A 16,016-nucleotide genomic window follows, 5' to 3' on the forward strand; every position below is an offset into this window, starting at 1 on the left:
TCAGCGTTACTGAGGCAGCCACGGTTGTTGCCAACTGCGGTGGCCATGCAGGAGTGACTGCGCGGCCTCGGGTCCCCACGAGCCGGGCTCGTAGTGATGAATCCGGCCCGGCTTGTCCAGGACGGGCTGCACGATCCGCCACGTCTCCTCGATGCTGTCCTCGCGGGCGAAAAGCTGCCGGTCGCCGGTCAATCCGGCGTACAGGAGGCGCTCATAGGGGCGAACGGGCTCGCCGAGATCCTTGGCGAAGGACGAGTCGAGATGCACGTCTTGCCAGGAGTCCTCGACCTGGGCGGACAACTGCAGGCGCATGCCGGGGTCCGGGTCGATGCGCAGCACGATCTGGTTGGGCTCGCTCGGCCGATTGCGCAGGAACGCCAGCCCGGGAACGTGGTGCAGGAACATCCGCACCTCGGTCACCCGCTCGGGCAGAGCCTTGCCGGCGCGCAGGAAGATGGGCACGCCGGCCCAGCGCCAGTTGTCGATCTCGGTGCGCAGCGCGACGTAGGTTTCGGTCTGCGAGTCCTTCGCCACGCCGGGGACGTCGGTGTAGCCGCGGTACTGGCCGCGGATGCAGCGCTCCGGGTCCAGCGCAGGCATCGCGCGGAACACCTCGGCCTTCTTGTCGTTCAGGTCGTCGGCGCTGGGGCCCACAGGCGGCTCCATCGCCACCAGCGCCAGGACTTGCAGCAGGTGGTTCTGCACGACGTCGCGCAGGGCGCCCACGGCGTCGTAGAACTTGCCGCGGTCCTCCACGCCGAAGTTCTCTGCCATCGTGATGTGGATTTCCGAGACGGCGTCGCGGTCCCACAGTTCGGCGAGGGAGCGATTGGCGAACCGTAGGTATTCGAGTTCCTCGACGGGCTGCTTGCCGAGGAAGTGGTCCACACGCAGGATCTGGTCCTCGTCCAACACAGCTCGCAGCCGCGAGTTGAGGTCGCGCGCGGAGGCCAGGTCGTGGCCAAAGGGCTTCTCGAGGGCGACCCGCGCATGCTCGAGCAGGCCCGCCTTCGCCAGGTTTTCGACGATCGGGGCGAACAATGCCGGCGGCATCTCCAGGTAGTAAAGCGGGCGCGACTCCGACGCGATCCGGTTGCTCAATTCCGTGTACAGCCCGCTGTCGGTGACGTCACCGTGCAGGTAGGACATCCGGCCGGCGAGCCGGTCGAACACCGCTTCGTCGAACTCCTCGCCGGAATCCATGATGGCCTTGCGCGCTCGGTCGAGCAGGGCCTCGAGGGACATGTCGTCGCTCGCGACGCCGAGAATCGGGCAGTCGAGCAGCTTGCGGCGCTCCAACCGGTACAGCGCCCGATATGTCATCTTGTGGGCGAGATCGCCGGTGATTCCGAAGATCACCAGCGCGTTCGACGCGCTAATGCCGCCGTCGGCCAAGACCGCACCTCCCGAAAGTCACCTGATGGGCTCCTTTGAGGTCCACTACCCGCGGCGGCCGATCCCAACACTAGACACTGCCCGGGGGAGCGACAACCGCAGCGCATCGCGGGCTTGAAAGGATGGCCCCCGTGGATGATGCGCTGCATATCGCGGTCTACATCGTGGCGGGGGTTGCGGTGCTCGAGGCCGGCGCCATCGTCGTGCTGTCGAGGCTGCTGGCGAGCAGCCGCAGGGAGATCGAAGAACTGCAGCACCGGGCCGACACCCGCAATTGGCTGCTGTCGGGTGGGCGCGAGGCGGTCAAGACCGTGTGGAACACCGCCAACCTGATGCGCAAGGAGGGCTTCGGCGCGGTGGTGCGCAGCTCCATCGAGGACCTCGCCGACTGGGCCGAGGTGGAGCGGCCCGACCTGGCCCGGGTCACCCCGGACGGCCGGGTGGTGATCCTGTTCTCCGACATCGAGGAGTCGACCGCCCTCAACGAGCGCATCGGCGACCGCGCGTGGGTCAAGCTGATCAGCGCGCACGACAAGCTCGTGCACAAGCTCGTCCGCCAACACGGCGGGCACGTGGTGAAGAGCCAGGGCGACGGCTTCATGATCGCGTTCTCACGGGCGGACGAGGCCGTCGGGTGCGCGATCGACCTGCAGCGCGCATTGCGCGCGGAAGCGAAACGTAAGCGGCACACCGAGATCCGCGTCCGCATCGGCATCCACATGGGGCGCTCGGTGCGCCGTGGCGACGATCTGTTCGGCCGCAATGTCGCGATGGCGGCGCGCGTCGCGGCGGAGGCCGTCGGCGGTCAGGTCCTGGTGAGCGAACCGGTGCGGGACGCCTTGAGGGACTGTGCCGACATCCGGTTCGGCGAGGGGCACGACGTTGAGCTGAAAGGCTTTTCGGGCAGCTACCGATTATTCGCCGTCGAACCCGTGGCCGATCCGGAACTCGACTGAAAGCTCTCCCCGTTGGATTCGGCCAGCCTTCGATGCAGGCGGGCCCGAACCTCGTCGGCCGTGTAGGCACGGCGCTTGCGTTGATCGCGGACGACCAGAGCGCCCCCGGCGACCACGCCGGCGACCCCCGCCAGGCCGAGCCACTTCCAGATGTTGCGCATGGACACAGGCTATTCGCCGGGGAGCCCGTCCGTTCAGGGTTGTGGTTAACTTGTGTGCCCGTCCACCATCAAGCGTCCCGCGGCTCGCGCCGCGCCCGTCCGCCCATAATCGCCGAAAGATCAAGTGATGACCGGGATTACACGACGATGCTCACGCTGAACCAAGCCGTCGACGAAACCCGGACCGGCGACTTGTGGCTGTTCCGCGGCGGTTCGCGCCCGGACCGCGCCATCCAGACCCTGACCAACAGCCCGGTCAACCACGTCGGGATGACGGTAGCCATCGACGATCTGCCGCCGTTGATCTGGCATGCCGAGCTGGGCGAGAAGCTCGTTGACGTCTGGACCGGCACCAATCACCGCGGGGTTCAGGTCAACGACCTGCGCGAAGCGGTGCGGCAGTGGATGGAGCGTTACCAGCAGCGCTGCTGGTTGCGGCAGCTGACGCCGTACGCCGACCGCGCCCAGGAGGACGCGCTGCTACGGGTGATCGCACGCATGGACGGCACCCCGTTTCCCGCCACCGCGCGGCTCACCGGCCGATGGCTGCGCGGGCGGCTTCCCACCGCCTATGACTGGACCCAGGGAATCCCCTTCCTGGACAAGAAGGTTCGGGAATCGACCCGGCGGCGCAAAGCCCGGCGACGCGTCGGCCTGGAGGCCGCGTACTGCGCCGAAACGGTGGCGATCACCTACGAGGAGATGGGGTTGCTCTCCACGGAGAAGTATCCCAACTGGTTCGACCCCGGGTCGTTCTGGAGCGGGGACCGGCTCCCGCTGGCGCCCGGATATCAGCTCGGCAAGGAGATCGAAGTCGTCCCCGATTAGCCGACCGCCATCTCCCCCAGCTCCGACCACCCCGTCGCGTCGATCGTCTGATTGATGATCTTCGGCGTCGACTTCACCGCCTGGGCGAGGTCTCGCATCGCCTGCTCGAAGTGGTCGCTGTTGACGTGAGCGCTGCCCGCCTCATCGTCCCGGAACGCCTCCACCAAGACGTACTCCGCCGGATTGTCCAGACTGCGGGACCATTCGAACCACAGGTTGCCTTCCTCCGCACGGGTGGCCTCGGTGAAGGGCCCGACCAGTTCCGGCCAGCGCTCGGTCCATTCCGGCTTCGTTTCGAACTTGACGACGATGAAGATCATTGACCGCTCCCCGTCCACGCTCTGGGCTTCCACTGCACCGGCTCGATCGTGCCGGGCAGCGCCAGGATACGTGCGGTCGCGGGCCACCTCATACGCCACAGGCGCACCATCCCGGGACCGCCCTATGACCGCCGAAAGCGATAGCGCGGGTGATATCGCTTCCGAGGGTCGGTGGGCGACCCGCCGGTCGAGCTACGACAGCAAATTTGCTCTTGCACGAGCGCCGGGCGAGTGCGAAATTCTTAACATCCACTGCTCGTGATGCACAACACACCGCGACTATTTGCCGGGCCGCTTCACACCGGCGCCAAACAATTATGTCCTCGCTGAATGCCGGTGCTCAATTCGAATCATTATTGATTCGCCATTGCCGGGTCACCGGGCGGGGGTGGTGCCGGGGCGTCGGACGGCGGGGGTGCGTCCGGCGGCGGAGGCGGGGGCGGCGCGTCCGGCGGCGGGGGCGGGGCGTCGGGCGGAGGGGGAAGGGCGCCGTCGCCGTCGGGTGGCATCGGCAGGAACATGTGGTGTGTGAATCCGGCCTGGTAGGCCCCCGGCCCGCCGACGTGCACACCACCGCGCTCACCACTGGATACCGAGGTGCCGTCCGGCAGGGTGATCGCCGTGTGGCCGCCGTTCCACCCGATCACAACGGCGTTGGGCGCGGTTCCGTATTGGAACCCCCGCGCCAGCAGTGCGGCTTCCTCGTTGCCCGTGTTGAAGCGATTCCCGAAGACCGGCCGGTCGGTTGCCGCGTTGGCGACCCAGGAGGCCAGCCCGGAGCAATCAGTACCCGCGGGAGAATCTCCGCCCACGATATAGGGCGTCCCGGAAACCTGATTAATGAGCGATACGAGTGTGGCAAGAACAACCATGGCCAGGCACGCTAGCAAGCGAGTTTATTGGTAACCAAAATTTGTGGCGTACGTCATTCGCGATGCGGAGAATGGCTTTCGTCGCAGATACAGCAAACTTATTCGGCGGTTGCGCGTTCGTGACCCCTTTGCTATCCCCGGGCGGTCCGGCGCCCGACCCGGCCGGCGCCGCGCGTACGGTCTAGAACCGTGCCGCTGCGCTACGTGGATCCCCACAAGAAGCGGGGCCGCCTCTACCGGGCGAGCGTCCGCTTCGGTCGCTCGCCGGTGGGCCAATTCGTCGCCCGGCACGTCGCACGCCATACCGATCCCTACTTGTTCCGGCTGACCGGCGGCCGCGTGAACATGGGCTCGATCATCAACGCGCCGCTCGTCTCCGTCGGGGCGAAGACGGGGCAGCGGCGCGAAACGCAGCTGACCTACTTTCACGACGGGCCCGACGTCATCCTGCTGGCGTCGAACTTCGGCGGGCACAAGCATCCGCAGTGGTACTACAACCTCAAGGCGCACCCCGAGTGCGAGTTCGGCGGGGAGCGCTTCACCGCTTCGCTGGTGGCCGAAGCCGACGAATATGCGAGGCTGTACGGGTTCGCCGAGCGGGTCTATGGCGGATACGCCGACTACCGCGCGAAGACGGCCCCCGTGGGCCGGCAGATCCCGATATTCCGGCTCAGGCCGCGCTGAACGCCGAGGGCGCGGTGACCGCCGAGGGCGCGGCCCGCGGCAAGGTTCGTCGCGCCTGCACGATCAGGCCGGGCACCGTATTCGCCAGGTCCGGGCGACCGCCGGCGAAAGCGCGAATCGCGCGGTAGCACGACCAAAGCTGGCGGGGTGTGAGCATTTTCGGCCCGACGTAGCTGTGCGGGTTCATATTTCGCGTCATTTTGTACGTCGACTGGTACTCCATGCCCAGGGCCGAAAGCTGCTGTAGCCCGCCATCCGAACAGGACATCGTAGAACGCCACCGACTCGCCATAGTCCAGCACCGCGAACTCGACGTGACAAACGCCCCGCCACCGCATCGCGCTCCCCTTCAGCCCCGCTAGACCGGAGTCCACACCCCGTTGTTCCAGAAGCCCCAGTTGCCACCCGTCGGGTTCCACATCAATTGCGCCCCGGGTGCCCAGGACGGCGGTGGCGGCGCCGGCGGCGCCCACGGCGGCGGCGGTCCCCAGGGTCCGGCGCCCGCCGGGTAACTCTGGCCCGCCGCACCCTGCCAGTCGTGGCAGTGATTCCAGTCCCAGTCATACGCCTTGCCCCAGCCGGGATCCCATCCCCCGCCGGGGCACCAGTGGTAGCTGGGCACCGGGGCAGCCTGGGCCTCCGGGGCGGGGCCGCCCGCGGCTCCGAAGACGGACAAGGCCAAGCCGCTGCCGACCAGCACGCTTGCAGACCGCCGAACCGCTTGGTTTATAGACGCCATCTCCCCAGGATTTCCCTTGAACCGGATCGGGGCAAGTGGGGACTCAAGGCGTCGGGGTCGACCCGGCAGGATCAACGGTCGCGTGGGCCAACTGGACCAGCCGGTGGGACTTTCAACCACCGATCAACTGGTCGCGCCGAGCAGCGGCCGATCGCCGTGCGGCCGCCGGACCAGATTGGTCCAGAACCGGCGAAGGCTGTCCACTCCCCCGGCCGTGGAACTCCAGAGGGTTGCGTCGCAGACCAGGACGTCACCGGCAAAGACTCCGGTTCGCGATTGCAGTAGCGCATCGAACCGTCCGCCCTGAGTGAAGGCCGGATGCGGCGGGGCGCCGGGGTCGATTCGTTGCCGCGCCAACACGTCCATCTTCAGAACGGCGTCGTCGAGCCGCTGGAAGTGCGGGAGGTGGGGATGGAGATTGAAGGTGGTCACCCCGTCGAGAATCTTCGACCGGTCGAGCCGCCTGTCGACTTCGATCGGCGTCGGCGAACCATCCGGCTCGGCGGCGGGGCGGAGCCCAAACCGGTTGCGGACCGGCACACCGAGCCCCGCGAGCAGCGATCGCCCGAAACCGCCGAATCCTTGCCGCGGTGGAATGGTCTTGTCACCATGGTGAAAGAACTCCGTTTCCTGGCGGTGCTGTCGATCCGGCGCCGGGATTCCTTCGACGTGGCCGATGTCGTGGTGCGGCGAAACGACGAGGAGGTTGCCGGGCTTCGCCAGAAAGCCGCGCACGGCACGCACCTCGGCTTCCGTTGCTTCCTGGCCGGTACGCAGTGAGTCGAAACTGATGACGATGAGCGTGTCGAGGGCGGCGGCGAGTTCGTCGGAGAGTGGAACCATCTTGCCGTCGTCCCCGACGCGCTCCGCCTCGAGGGCCTGCTGCCCGGTCTGAGCGCTCGCCTGCTCGATGAATGCGGCGAAGTTCTTTTTCAGGATGTGGTCGAGGAACCCGGCCACATTCTGGTCGAACTGAATCGGGTCGGCGAGTTCCGCGAGGCGCGGATACAGCATCCGGCGACTCTCGAAGAGGGCCGGGAATCGGTCCTCGATGACGGCGAGCGGCGCAGAGCTCTCCCCGGGCCGGCTCCAGGCGTAATAGACGCCGACACGACGGGCGGTCATGCCGGCGGCGCTCCGCGTCGGCCGGCAGACGATCGCTCGATTTGGTACTCGGTCATCGAACGCTCACGTCGGTGTAAGCGATGCCGGGTCAGCTTTCCTTGGGCCGCAAGTAGTGTCGTTCTGTTAGCACCACCGGGGGAGGCCGTGTAGACCGAGCCGGCCAATTCGGCGACGAACGCCCGCTCACCGCTCATGTCGAGTGCCAGCCCGATACCTTCCATCCCCTGGTCGAACACGATCTCGGGTTCGGGACGGCCTCCGCTGATATCGAGGAAGTACAGGGCGCCGCGCTCCGGTTGGGTTGTCATGTCTGGATGCCCCGCAGCGATCGTAGGTACAGGTGATGGTACCTTCGGGCCGTCTAGTTCAGGAGTCACTTATGGGCGACGCCGATGCCGCGGCCATACGAGCGGCGAGAGGTGACTGGATCAGCGAGCACCTCGAGATCTACCTGACCTCCGGTGGCACGCGTGGCCACATCATGGACGTGAGTGCGGTCGGGGGGCGTGCGCTGACCACACACTGCTTGATCAAGTGTGTGGGTCGCAAGTCGGCGAAGGTCTATGTCAGGCCGTTGATCTACGGCAACGTCGGCGGCGAGATCGTGGTCGTCGCGTCGAAGGGTGGTGCCGACACCCATCCAGGGTGGTACTTGAACGTCTTGGAGAGCAACACGATCGGTGTGCAAATCGCGACCCAAGCGTTCGAGGCCACGTGGCGGGAACCCGAAGGCGAGGAGCGCCATCAGGTGTGGGCGTATATGGCTCACCTGTACCCGCCATACCTCACTTATCAGCAGTCGACCACCCGGCAAATCCCGCTGGTGATGTTGACGCCCGTGCGCCCGATCGCGGTCTTCTCTGCAGAAGGGTCGCAATAACCGACGACCATCGACGGGTGTTGCAGCGGAACCCGCCCCGCTCGCGTGCTTGCCCCCCGCGCTCGACGCGTCTCCACCTGGACACGCAAACGGAACTCGACCGCATCCACTGCGGTCTCGCGACGCGAACTCACTTTCTGGGCGACCGAAGCGCCCTTGCTGCGGCGTGCGCGCGCTGTTGGCGCTCGGGGCAGGGCCGATATGGCCGTGCGAAGCAGCCTTCCCCCAGGTTGGGGTCTTTACGACGTTCGGGTCCCTACACGTTGAACCGGAACTCCACCACATTACGACGCCATGCAACAATATCGCCATGAGTACCGCGCGGCGCGCCGCAACATACCTCCGTATCTCCCTGGACCAGACCGGCGAAGGGCTCGCGATCGCCCGTCAGCGGGACGAATGCGCCCGCATCATTAGCCAACGGGGTTGGAAGGCCGGCCCCGAATTCGTTGACAACAGCATCTCGGCGAGCGATGCCCGGAAGAACCGACCCGGATACGACGCACTCGTACGTGCTTACGAGACAGGCGAATTCGACGCCCTGGTGTGTTACGACCTCGACCGGCTGACTCGGCAGCCTCGGCAGCTCGAAGATTGGATCGACGCCGCCGAGGGGCGCGGTCTCGCGCTGGTGACGGCCAACGGAGAGGCGGACCTCACCACCGACGGCGGCCGCATGTTCGCCCGCGTGAAACTGGCCGTCGCGCGCGCCGAGGTCGACCGCAAATCACGCCGCCAGCGCGACGCTCTGAGCCAACGGGCCCGACTCGGGCGGCCGCCGCTCGGCGTCCGACTGACGGGCTACACCGCCAAGGGTGAGACCGTTCCCGGCGAGTCTGATCTGGTGCGCCGAATCTTCAAGCTGTTCTACGCCGGCGAATCACTGCGTTCGATCTGCCGCACACTCACCGACGAAGGCGTTACCACCCGCCGCGGCAAGCCGTGGAATCCGTCGACCGTTCGCTCGATCCTGGTCAACCCGCGCTATGCGGGCCGCGCAATCTACCAGGGGCGTCCGACAGGGGCACAAGGGAATTGGGAGCCGCTGGTCAGCGAAGACGTCTTCGACGTTGTGCAGGCTCGGTTGAATGACCCGCGCCGGGTCTCTAACCGTGAGGGCACCGATCGCCGGCATCTCGGTTCGGGCCTGTTCCTGTGCGGTGTGTGCGAGGAGCCGGTTGGTGGATGGTCCCAAGGCCGCTACCGCTGCAAAGAACGACACGTCAATCGGGCCCGCGGCCCTGTTGACGCGTGGGTGCGCGAAGTTATCGCCGCGCGGCTGCGTCGCGAAGACATGGCCGAGCTGCTGGCGCCGACGGAGGCCCAACTGGCCCCGCTGCTGGCCGAATCGACCCGGCTGCACAACCGGCTCACGCGGATCGAGGCGGACTACGACGCCGACCGGATCGACGGCCACCGATATGCCTCGGCGACCGCGCACGTGCGCGCTGAACTGGTTGCGGTCGAACGCGAGATGGCCGCTCATAGCACCAGCGCCGCGCTCGGCGAAATACTGGCCGCTCCCGACCCGGCCGCGGCGTTTCTCGATGCCGGGCTGATGGCTCAACGCTCGGTGATCGACGCGCTGAGCGTCGTCCGACTACACAAGGGCACTCGGTATTCGCGGACGTTCGACGAGGCAACCGTGGCTGTCACGCCGCGACAGTGGGCCGCGAAGGCATGAGCGACCCCAACGGCTACCTGCCGGTGCTGGCGGCACTTGAGCGGCTGCGCGGTGATCACGAGGCGTGGGCGAAACTGCGACGGCTGGCGATCGTCGCGCCGTGCTGCAAAGACCGCCGGCCGATGATCGAGGTCATGCAGACCGACCCGCCGTGCGTCCTCGTAGGCCAATTGTCTTATGGGCACACGGATTTGAGCGACGCTGACCGTAAACCGTGGGCGGGCGCTCGCGCCTACGAGGAGCAGGGCGCAGTGTGGCTGACCGCGTTCGAGCAGATGGCCGAACGTGGACTCCCGCAGTTCGTGTGGTGTCGACACCGACGCTGGGCAGTGTCGGCGTCCGATGTGGTGACACGGCGAGGCCAGCATGTTCTGCCGTTACCTGACGCGCCGCGCCCCACGTTGACATAGACTCCGAGATGCGCCGTCGGGCAGGGACCCGGTAGCCCACCATTAGGTATCCGTCGGTAGGTGGGTCGCAGACCACTCAAGGAGTGGCTGAGTCCCATGCCGAAATCCGGAAACCCGCAGGACCGAGCCGAACGTCGCTACCCCGAGCTCATCGGAGTCGTGGCCGCTGCACAACGCTGCGACGTGTCATCCCGCACCATTCACCGCTGGATCAGCGACGGCCGGCTTAACGCCGTGCGCGTCGGGCCGCGGCTGCTGAAAGTCCGCGCCGAGGACCTCGACGCCCTGATGCAGCCCGTCGGTGGCGCAGCGTGAGCGGGGATTCCGGGGCGCCGGCTGGGCGCTCCCTCGCCGAGCACGCTGCCCGTGTCGTGGCCGACTGGCCGACACCACCGCCGGAAGTGCGCGACCGCATAGCTGCACTCCTGCGCGGCGGCAGCGCGGCCGAGGCTGTCTAGCCCGATGCCGCAGACCAAAAACGCGACGCCCCGGCTGAACCGACCGGGGCGCCGCCACCACTTTCACCTCACCCGCCGATGCCCTGATGCGAAAGCGAGTGACACATGAATGCTAGCGGCTCCCGCGGACACTCACACGGCACTGCGCGCCGTGACGTCGAGCTGCTCGAGCTGCTCGACCAGCTCCACCGGCGCCGGCTCGCCGCCGACCGCTGCGAACCGATGGCCTGTGGGCGACACCGCGACCCGTGGACCTGCCGGTGCAGTGACCCGCCACCGTCCGAGCTCGCGATCACCGGCGCCGGCGCCGCCGCCCGGCACCTACTCGCCCACGGGCTGCTGCCGCTGCTCCCAGTCGACGAACTGCGCGGCCTGTGGCGCCGCGGCGGACACGAACAGGCCCTCGCCCGCCGCCTCCACGACCTGACCGCAGGGCGGGCAGCATGACCAACGAGGAGCTCATCGCCCGCGGCAAGCGGATCGCCGAGAGCGGCAAACATGCGCCCAAACCCGACCCGTTCGGCACCACCGGCGCGCACCGCGTGGTCGACAAACCACCGCACCTCGGAGAGTGGTTCGACGACGACGAGAGAAGCGGGCACATGCCCGACGACCCCCACCTGCTCGGCGCGCATGACGAGCTGCAGGCGCTGAACAACCACCCGGTAAACAACGGTGTCACCTTGCCAGCCGCCGCCGCGGGCGAGACGCCCGCCGACGACCTCGAAACGAGGATCGGCTATCGGCTCGACTGGTTGCGGATCACCCGAGAAGCCAAGCGGAGACTCGACGACGAGGAACACCCGCCCGCCGTCCCGCCGCCGGTGAAAAACCTCGCCGAGTTGCTCGACGAACCCGACGCACCGATCCGCTACACCATCGACCAGCTCGCCCCCGCCGAAGGCCGGATCGTCTTGTCGGCGCAGTACAAAGCGGGCAAGACCATCACCGTCGGGAACCTGCTGCGCGCCCTGGCCGACGGCGACCCGTTCCTCGGTCGCTTCGAGCCGGCCAGCGGCCATCGGATAGCGCTAATCGACGACGAACTCTCCGAACGGATGCTGCGTTCCTGGCTGCGCGATCAACAGATTCGCAACACCTCCGCCGTTGTCGACGTGGCATCGCTTCGCGGCCGAATCTCCGCGTTCAACCTGCTGAACGACCGCTGCCGCGAGCAATGGTCGGCCCGACTCGCCGACCTCGGCGCGACATTCGTCGTGCTCGACTGCCTCCGCCCCATCCTCGACGCCCTGGGGCTCGATGAGCACCGCGAGGCGGGCCGGTTCCTCGTCCCGTTCGACGCCATGCTCGCCGACGCCGGGGTCACCGATGCCCTGATCGTGCACCACATGGGCCACGGCGCCGAGCGGGCCCGCGGCGACTCCCGAATCGAAGACTGGCCCGACGTGATTTGGCGGATAGTCCGCGAAAAACCCGACGACCCGAGCTCGCCGCGGTTCTTCCATGCCATCGGCCGCGACGTGAGCGTGCCTGAGGGGCGCCTCGACTTCGACACCCGCACCCGACGACTCACCTATGCGAGCGGCTCCCGCAAGGACTCGAAAGCCGAGGCCGCCAAGGTCGCCGTCGTGGAGTGGCTCGCGGGCCGCGAGTTGCGCGGCGAACCGGCCGTGAGCAAGAACGCGATCGAGACCGCGTTCAAGGACGGCGACCACCCGCAGCGCGCGATACGCGACGGCCTCGCCGCCGCCGTCAAGGACGGGCTCGTAGTCGTCGAGGGCGGCGACCGCAACGGCGTTGCGAAGCTGCACCGCATCGCGAACCCCTGCAGCGAGTGCGGGCTGCCGGTGAGCGGCGGCACCGACCGGCACCTCTCATGTCCCGAGAAGGCGGAGGAATTGGCGCTGTGAGACCCCTAAACCTCGTCACCTCGTTAGACCTCGTTGCTACCTCGTCAACGAGGTCCGAGCCTGACCACCCAACCACCTCGTTACCTCGTCTATATGACGAGGTGGTGGTGGTGGTGGTCGGGCACCACCCGACGAATCCCGGAACCTCGTCAGTGACGAGGACTGCGAGCGGGGTGATCGCGTGACCGGCCACCTGCCGCCCGCGTCAACTGCGCTCGTCGATCACGACCGTTCGGTGTGCCTGTGTGGCGTCGGGGCTCCGGGCTACGGCGCCGTGACCGCCGTCCACGCCGACGGCTCGACCGTGCTGCTGGTCGCCGAAACCGCGCGGATCGGCGACACGACCGCGGTATTCGACGCCGCGTGCAGCGACGCCCCGCACGAGCAACCCGGGCCGCTCGCCGCAGGCTGGCGCGATCGGATCGCCTTGGCGCCGATCCGGTGTGGCCGCGCCACCCGCACAACCGGCCGCCCATGCCGTCAAATCGTCACCCACGCCGGCGCCGCATGCGCCCGGCACCGCCAACCGACGACCACCACCACCGATGTCCACGACGAAGGGAACGCTCACCGATGATCCTGTGCTCGACGTGTCTCGACGCGCTCGCCGAACCTGGCTCCCGGCGTTGCGTCCAATGCGCGACCGGGCGGCCCGCCGACGCTCGCACTACTGTCATCGCGGCGCCTGCAGCGCTCCCGGACGTTCCGGCCCGAATCGAAACGGCAAAGGTCGCGATCCTCGGCGTGCTCGACGACGGCGGCCCGCTGACGGGCACCCAGATCAGTCATGCGCTCAGTTCGGAGCTACGGCAGCACTTCGCTCCCGCCGCTGCCGAACTCACCGCCGCCGGCGTGATTACGTTCACCACCAACCGCCACTCATGCACCTACGAACTGGCGCGCCCGTGAACGTGGTGAACAGCGGACCGGTCCTACGACGCCGCGGCAAGGCGCGCGCCCGTGCTCTCGCCGACCTCGGCGAGCTGTGTCGCTGCGGCCGCGGCCTGGCGGTCACCGGCCGCAAGTGTCGCTTGTGCGCCAACGGTGACACGCCAGCCCGCCCCGACGCCGCAACCAAGCCCGACGAACCCGACCTCGACGAACTCGACTGCGAGCCGTTCGAGCCGGACCCGCCGCCAGCGCTGACCACTCCGCCACCCGCGGCTCCCGGCGACCCTCTCCGCTGTTCAACATGCGGCCACAGATTCGGCCGGCGTGCTCGCTGCTATCTCATCGACGGCGCGGCCGGCGCCGTCCTATGTGGCGCCTGCGCCAGCTCGACCGCGGTGCACGCCCGGCTGTTCATCGAATGCCGCCAGCGGCACACCGCCGGCGCACACTGCACGACCGTCACCCGCGGCGCCGCCCTGCGACTGCAACAGGACACCCCGCGATGACCCCGACACCCGTTCCCGGGGCTGTGCGCCCCGTAGAGCAACAAAACCCCACCACCGAAGGGAGAATTACCACCATGCAATTCACCGACACAGAGGCGCTCGTGCCGCTCGGCCTGCTCGCCGCCGAACACGACCAACCCGTCGAGCAATTCGCGGCGTGGCTGCAGCGACGCGGCATCACGATCACCGTCAGCACCGGGCTACGCTGCATCACCGCCGAAGTGGCGCAACGTCTCTATGACGAACGCGAAGCCACCCGTCGAGCTGCGGCCGACGAGCGCCGGCGCCGAGCAGGCGAGCTCAATCCCGTCCACGCCCGCATCGCCGCCCACACCCGACGACAGGCCGAGCTGCGCGCCGCCGGCCTCGAACTCGACGGACTTGCGCTGCTCCAAGTCGCCAGCGGCGACCTCGATCCCGAGGCCGACGCCCAGCGTGCCGGCGAAGAACTCATGGCCCGCGGCCTCGACGAGGCTCTTGCACCACCTCGCCCACCGAGCAAGCCAGCATCCCCTTTTGAACAGCTCGGCCTACGCCGATGACCGGGGGTGACACGCGTGCCTTCCTGCGCCGATGCCGATCCGCCCACGCCGAGGCCGTCTACCAGATCGCGAGAATCGAGAAACTCCTCGCCGGCCGGCTGTGCGTCAAATGTAACCGCGCTGGCCTCGCATGCCACTGCGACGCCGCAGGAATCGCCAGGTGAGCGGCCCGACCATCCCCGGCGCGGGACCCGGGCCCTCACCCGTCTACTGTCGAGCCCGCAAGCCATCCTCCAAAGTTTGCTGGACGCCCACCCTGGCCAGCCCGACGAGCGCAACCCCCAGGGGGTATGCAGCATCCCCTGGGGGGTATCGCAGAACTGCAGGTCAGAGGCTCAAGCCGACCAAACCCGCCGGGGAGTGTTTCCGCAGCTCAGGGGGTATTTTCTTGCTTACGGCAATGGCGGCCGAGCCGGTCGCGGGTGGTATACATGCGCCGAAAACGAATCGCGACCGAAATGAAGAAAAAACAACGCATGATCGCGATTTACCAAGTGCCGCAAGGGATTTGCTGCGATTGCTGAGCGGGGGGTCTGATGAGCGGTAAGCGGCAGCAACCTCCGCGGCGCGATCACAACCGGCTGGTCGAGAAGCTCGCCGAGGCCGGTAAGACGGGGTGGCCGCCCGAGAAGTTGGCGAGCGTCGTCAAGCACCCGAGTAGTGCGCGCACCAGGGCGCCGCGGACGTTGCGGGCGGCGATCGGGCCGGGTGGTAGTGAGCGTGACACGTTGGTGGTGTTGCGGCGCAAGCTGGCCGCGCTGATCGACAGCGACCCACCGGCCTACCAGGCTGTCGCGCTGATGCGTCAATTTCGCGAGGTCGATGCGCAGATTCGCGCGCTGGACGAGGCGGCGAGGGTGGAAGCCGAGCAAGCCGATGATGTGGGCGACGACGAGGACGACCCCGATGACGATTCGTTCGACCTGTCGACGCTGTAGCGGCGCAACCGAGGCAAGATGACTCCACCGAATCCGTTGCCGCGCGCCGGCTGCCCTGGGCCCGGCAGCAGTGTGATTGCTGAGCCGCCCTGGATCGCGCACTTTCCTCGCTTGTCCAGTGGTTCGGCATACCCTAGACCTCGCCGTCACCAGCAGCTTCCTGTCATCGCTACGACGGTCCCGGGCGAGACCGCTGGTGACCCAGTTCGCGCGTGGGCGCTGGCGCTACGGCAACGTTGCGCCGCGTGCGGCTGCACCCTGAGCGCACCGGTTTACACGTGCGTGTATCCGACCTCCTTTTGGTTCGAAGTTCCTGGTGGGCTGTGTACCTGGATACCGGGACCGATGCACAGGTCGTGCATCCTGTTTTCGGCGTTGGTTTGCCCGTTCCTGCATTCCTCAACTGCCAGGCGACGGCTTGACATTGGGAAGGGACAAGCCCGTGGGCCAGCCCAAATTCTGGCCTTCGAGCGCTACGGCACAGAGCTGTCTCGCACAGGGTTTTGGGTGCCGGAAAGTGTTTCTGGCGACTCGCTCACCGACGCGGAGTGGCGATGGCAGAATCGCGTGTTCCGTTACGAAGCGCTAGTGGAGCGAATCCTGTTTGACGACGTTCTCGAAGATATCGGGCCGCTCTATGGCGACGCGTTGGCGGCGGACGCCGAGGTTATCGACGTTGGGTCGCAGCTGTATTGGGGGTAGTGGCTGCTTCGCTTCACCAGGCGCACGCCGCGGCCGCGCGTACCTCGTGGTCGT

At 67.4% G+C, this 16,016-nt stretch carries 23 protein-coding genes; 15 read left to right on the forward strand and 8 right to left on the reverse strand.

Features of this window, described 5'->3' with window-relative positions; translation table 11 throughout:
* Positions 1-6 precede the first annotated feature (6 nt).
* The gene (locus tag G6N56_RS10845) at positions 7-1,395 is read right to left on the reverse strand and encodes a glucose-6-phosphate dehydrogenase (RefSeq protein WP_085253909.1); all 1,389 of its coding nucleotides are present in this window, start codon (positions 1,393-1,395) and stop codon (positions 7-9) included.
* A gap of 122 nt (positions 1,396-1,517) precedes the next feature.
* On the opposite strand from G6N56_RS10845, the gene G6N56_RS10850 reads away from it, so the two are divergent.
* Positions 1,518-2,351, forward strand: a complete 834-nt coding sequence (locus G6N56_RS10850) for an adenylate/guanylate cyclase domain-containing protein (RefSeq protein ID WP_085253908.1) — start codon at positions 1,518-1,520, stop codon at positions 2,349-2,351.
* Here G6N56_RS10850 and G6N56_RS10855 read toward each other — a convergent pair.
* Complete coding sequence (locus G6N56_RS10855; protein ID WP_085253907.1) at positions 2,303-2,512, reverse strand: hypothetical protein; 210 nt, start codon at positions 2,510-2,512, stop codon at positions 2,303-2,305. The genes G6N56_RS10850 and G6N56_RS10855 overlap by 49 nt on opposite strands.
* A gap of 147 nt (positions 2,513-2,659) precedes the next feature.
* On the opposite strand from G6N56_RS10855, the gene G6N56_RS10860 reads away from it, so the two are divergent.
* Positions 2,660-3,340 (forward strand): guanylate cyclase, encoded by a 681-nt coding sequence (locus tag G6N56_RS10860; protein ID WP_085253906.1) that lies wholly within the window; start codon positions 2,660-2,662, stop codon positions 3,338-3,340.
* Here G6N56_RS10860 and G6N56_RS10865 read toward each other — a convergent pair.
* Both G6N56_RS10865 and G6N56_RS10870 read right to left on the reverse strand, forming a co-directional pair.
* A complete protein-coding gene (locus G6N56_RS10865) occupies positions 3,337-3,660 on the reverse strand; it encodes a putative quinol monooxygenase (protein ID WP_085253957.1) in 324 nt (107 codons plus the stop codon). The two genes, G6N56_RS10860 and G6N56_RS10865, sit on opposite strands and share 4 nt — an antisense overlap.
* A gap of 353 nt (positions 3,661-4,013) precedes the next feature.
* Positions 4,014-4,532: a C40 family peptidase gene (locus G6N56_RS10870; protein WP_163645108.1), complete on the reverse strand. Its 519-nt coding sequence runs from the start codon at positions 4,530-4,532 to the stop codon at positions 4,014-4,016.
* 189 nt (positions 4,533-4,721) lie between these two features.
* On the opposite strand from G6N56_RS10870, the gene G6N56_RS10875 reads away from it, so the two are divergent.
* Positions 4,722-5,216 carry a nitroreductase/quinone reductase family protein gene (locus G6N56_RS10875; protein ID WP_085256467.1) on the forward strand — a complete coding sequence of 165 codons (495 nt, stop codon included), beginning with the start codon at positions 4,722-4,724 and terminating at the stop codon, positions 5,214-5,216.
* Here the strand turns inward: G6N56_RS10875 and G6N56_RS10880 are convergent.
* The 4 genes from G6N56_RS10880 to G6N56_RS10895 all read right to left on the reverse strand — a co-directional run bounded on the left by G6N56_RS10880 (position 5,203) and on the right by G6N56_RS10895 (position 7,388).
* Positions 5,203-5,484: a hypothetical protein gene (locus G6N56_RS10880; protein WP_232069269.1), complete on the reverse strand. Its 282-nt coding sequence runs from the start codon at positions 5,482-5,484 to the stop codon at positions 5,203-5,205. The two genes, G6N56_RS10875 and G6N56_RS10880, sit on opposite strands and share 14 nt — an antisense overlap.
* 90 nt (positions 5,485-5,574) lie before the next feature.
* Complete coding sequence (locus tag G6N56_RS10885) at positions 5,575-5,955, reverse strand: Mtp family mycobacterial-type pilin (RefSeq protein ID WP_180150517.1); 381 nt, start codon at positions 5,953-5,955, stop codon at positions 5,575-5,577.
* Positions 5,956-6,078: 123 nt separating this feature from the next.
* Complete coding sequence (locus G6N56_RS10890) at positions 6,079-7,080, reverse strand: hypothetical protein (RefSeq protein ID WP_085256465.1); 1,002 nt, start codon at positions 7,078-7,080, stop codon at positions 6,079-6,081.
* Entirely contained in the window at positions 7,077-7,388 is a 312-nt protein-coding gene (locus G6N56_RS10895; RefSeq protein WP_085256464.1) for a hypothetical protein, read from the reverse strand. The genes G6N56_RS10890 and G6N56_RS10895 overlap by 4 nt, the downstream gene beginning before the upstream one ends.
* Positions 7,389-7,459: 71 nt before the next feature.
* On the opposite strand from G6N56_RS10895, the gene G6N56_RS10900 reads away from it, so the two are divergent.
* From G6N56_RS10900 to G6N56_RS10955, 12 genes are all read left to right on the forward strand, one after another.
* Positions 7,460-7,960 (forward strand): nitroreductase/quinone reductase family protein, encoded by a 501-nt coding sequence (locus tag G6N56_RS10900; RefSeq protein ID WP_085256463.1) that lies wholly within the window; start codon positions 7,460-7,462, stop codon positions 7,958-7,960.
* 49 nt (positions 7,961-8,009) lie between these two features.
* Positions 8,010-9,644: a recombinase family protein gene (locus G6N56_RS10905; RefSeq protein WP_232069270.1), complete on the forward strand. Its 1,635-nt coding sequence runs from the start codon at positions 8,010-8,012 to the stop codon at positions 9,642-9,644.
* Entirely contained in the window at positions 9,641-10,054 is a 414-nt protein-coding gene (locus G6N56_RS10910) for a hypothetical protein (RefSeq protein WP_142280660.1), read from the forward strand. Before G6N56_RS10905 ends, G6N56_RS10910 begins: the two co-directional genes overlap by 4 nt.
* Positions 10,055-10,150: 96 nt before the next feature.
* Positions 10,151-10,369, forward strand: a complete 219-nt coding sequence (locus G6N56_RS10915) for a helix-turn-helix domain-containing protein (protein ID WP_085256460.1) — start codon at positions 10,151-10,153, stop codon at positions 10,367-10,369.
* A 248-nt stretch (positions 10,370-10,617) separates the two neighbouring features.
* Positions 10,618-10,959 (forward strand): hypothetical protein, encoded by a 342-nt coding sequence (locus tag G6N56_RS10920; RefSeq protein WP_232069271.1) that lies wholly within the window; start codon positions 10,618-10,620, stop codon positions 10,957-10,959.
* Positions 10,956-12,383 carry an AAA family ATPase gene (locus G6N56_RS10925; RefSeq protein ID WP_085256459.1) on the forward strand — a complete coding sequence of 476 codons (1,428 nt, stop codon included), beginning with the start codon at positions 10,956-10,958 and terminating at the stop codon, positions 12,381-12,383. Before G6N56_RS10920 ends, G6N56_RS10925 begins: the two co-directional genes overlap by 4 nt.
* 181 nt (positions 12,384-12,564) lie before the next feature.
* A complete protein-coding gene (locus G6N56_RS10930; RefSeq protein ID WP_232069272.1) occupies positions 12,565-12,960 on the forward strand; it encodes a hypothetical protein in 396 nt (131 codons plus the stop codon).
* Positions 12,961-13,127: 167 nt separating this feature from the next.
* The gene (locus G6N56_RS10935) at positions 13,128-13,292 is read left to right on the forward strand and encodes a hypothetical protein (RefSeq protein ID WP_158090727.1); all 165 of its coding nucleotides are present in this window, start codon (positions 13,128-13,130) and stop codon (positions 13,290-13,292) included.
* Complete coding sequence (locus tag G6N56_RS10940) at positions 13,289-13,780, forward strand: hypothetical protein (protein WP_085256457.1); 492 nt, start codon at positions 13,289-13,291, stop codon at positions 13,778-13,780. Before G6N56_RS10935 ends, G6N56_RS10940 begins: the two co-directional genes overlap by 4 nt.
* A gap of 74 nt (positions 13,781-13,854) precedes the next feature.
* Positions 13,855-14,322, forward strand: a complete 468-nt coding sequence (locus G6N56_RS10945) for a hypothetical protein (protein ID WP_085256456.1) — start codon at positions 13,855-13,857, stop codon at positions 14,320-14,322.
* A 536-nt stretch (positions 14,323-14,858) separates the two neighbouring features.
* Complete coding sequence (locus G6N56_RS10950; RefSeq protein WP_085256455.1) at positions 14,859-15,260, forward strand: hypothetical protein; 402 nt, start codon at positions 14,859-14,861, stop codon at positions 15,258-15,260.
* Between the two features lie 507 nt (positions 15,261-15,767).
* Positions 15,768-15,962 (forward strand): hypothetical protein, encoded by a 195-nt coding sequence (locus G6N56_RS10955; protein WP_142280659.1) that lies wholly within the window; start codon positions 15,768-15,770, stop codon positions 15,960-15,962.
* The last annotated feature ends 54 nt before the right edge of the window (positions 15,963-16,016 follow it).

It is taken from the genome of Mycobacterium saskatchewanense, from assembly GCF_010729105.1.
Taxonomy (GTDB): Bacteria; Actinomycetota; Actinomycetes; order Mycobacteriales; family Mycobacteriaceae; genus Mycobacterium; species Mycobacterium saskatchewanense.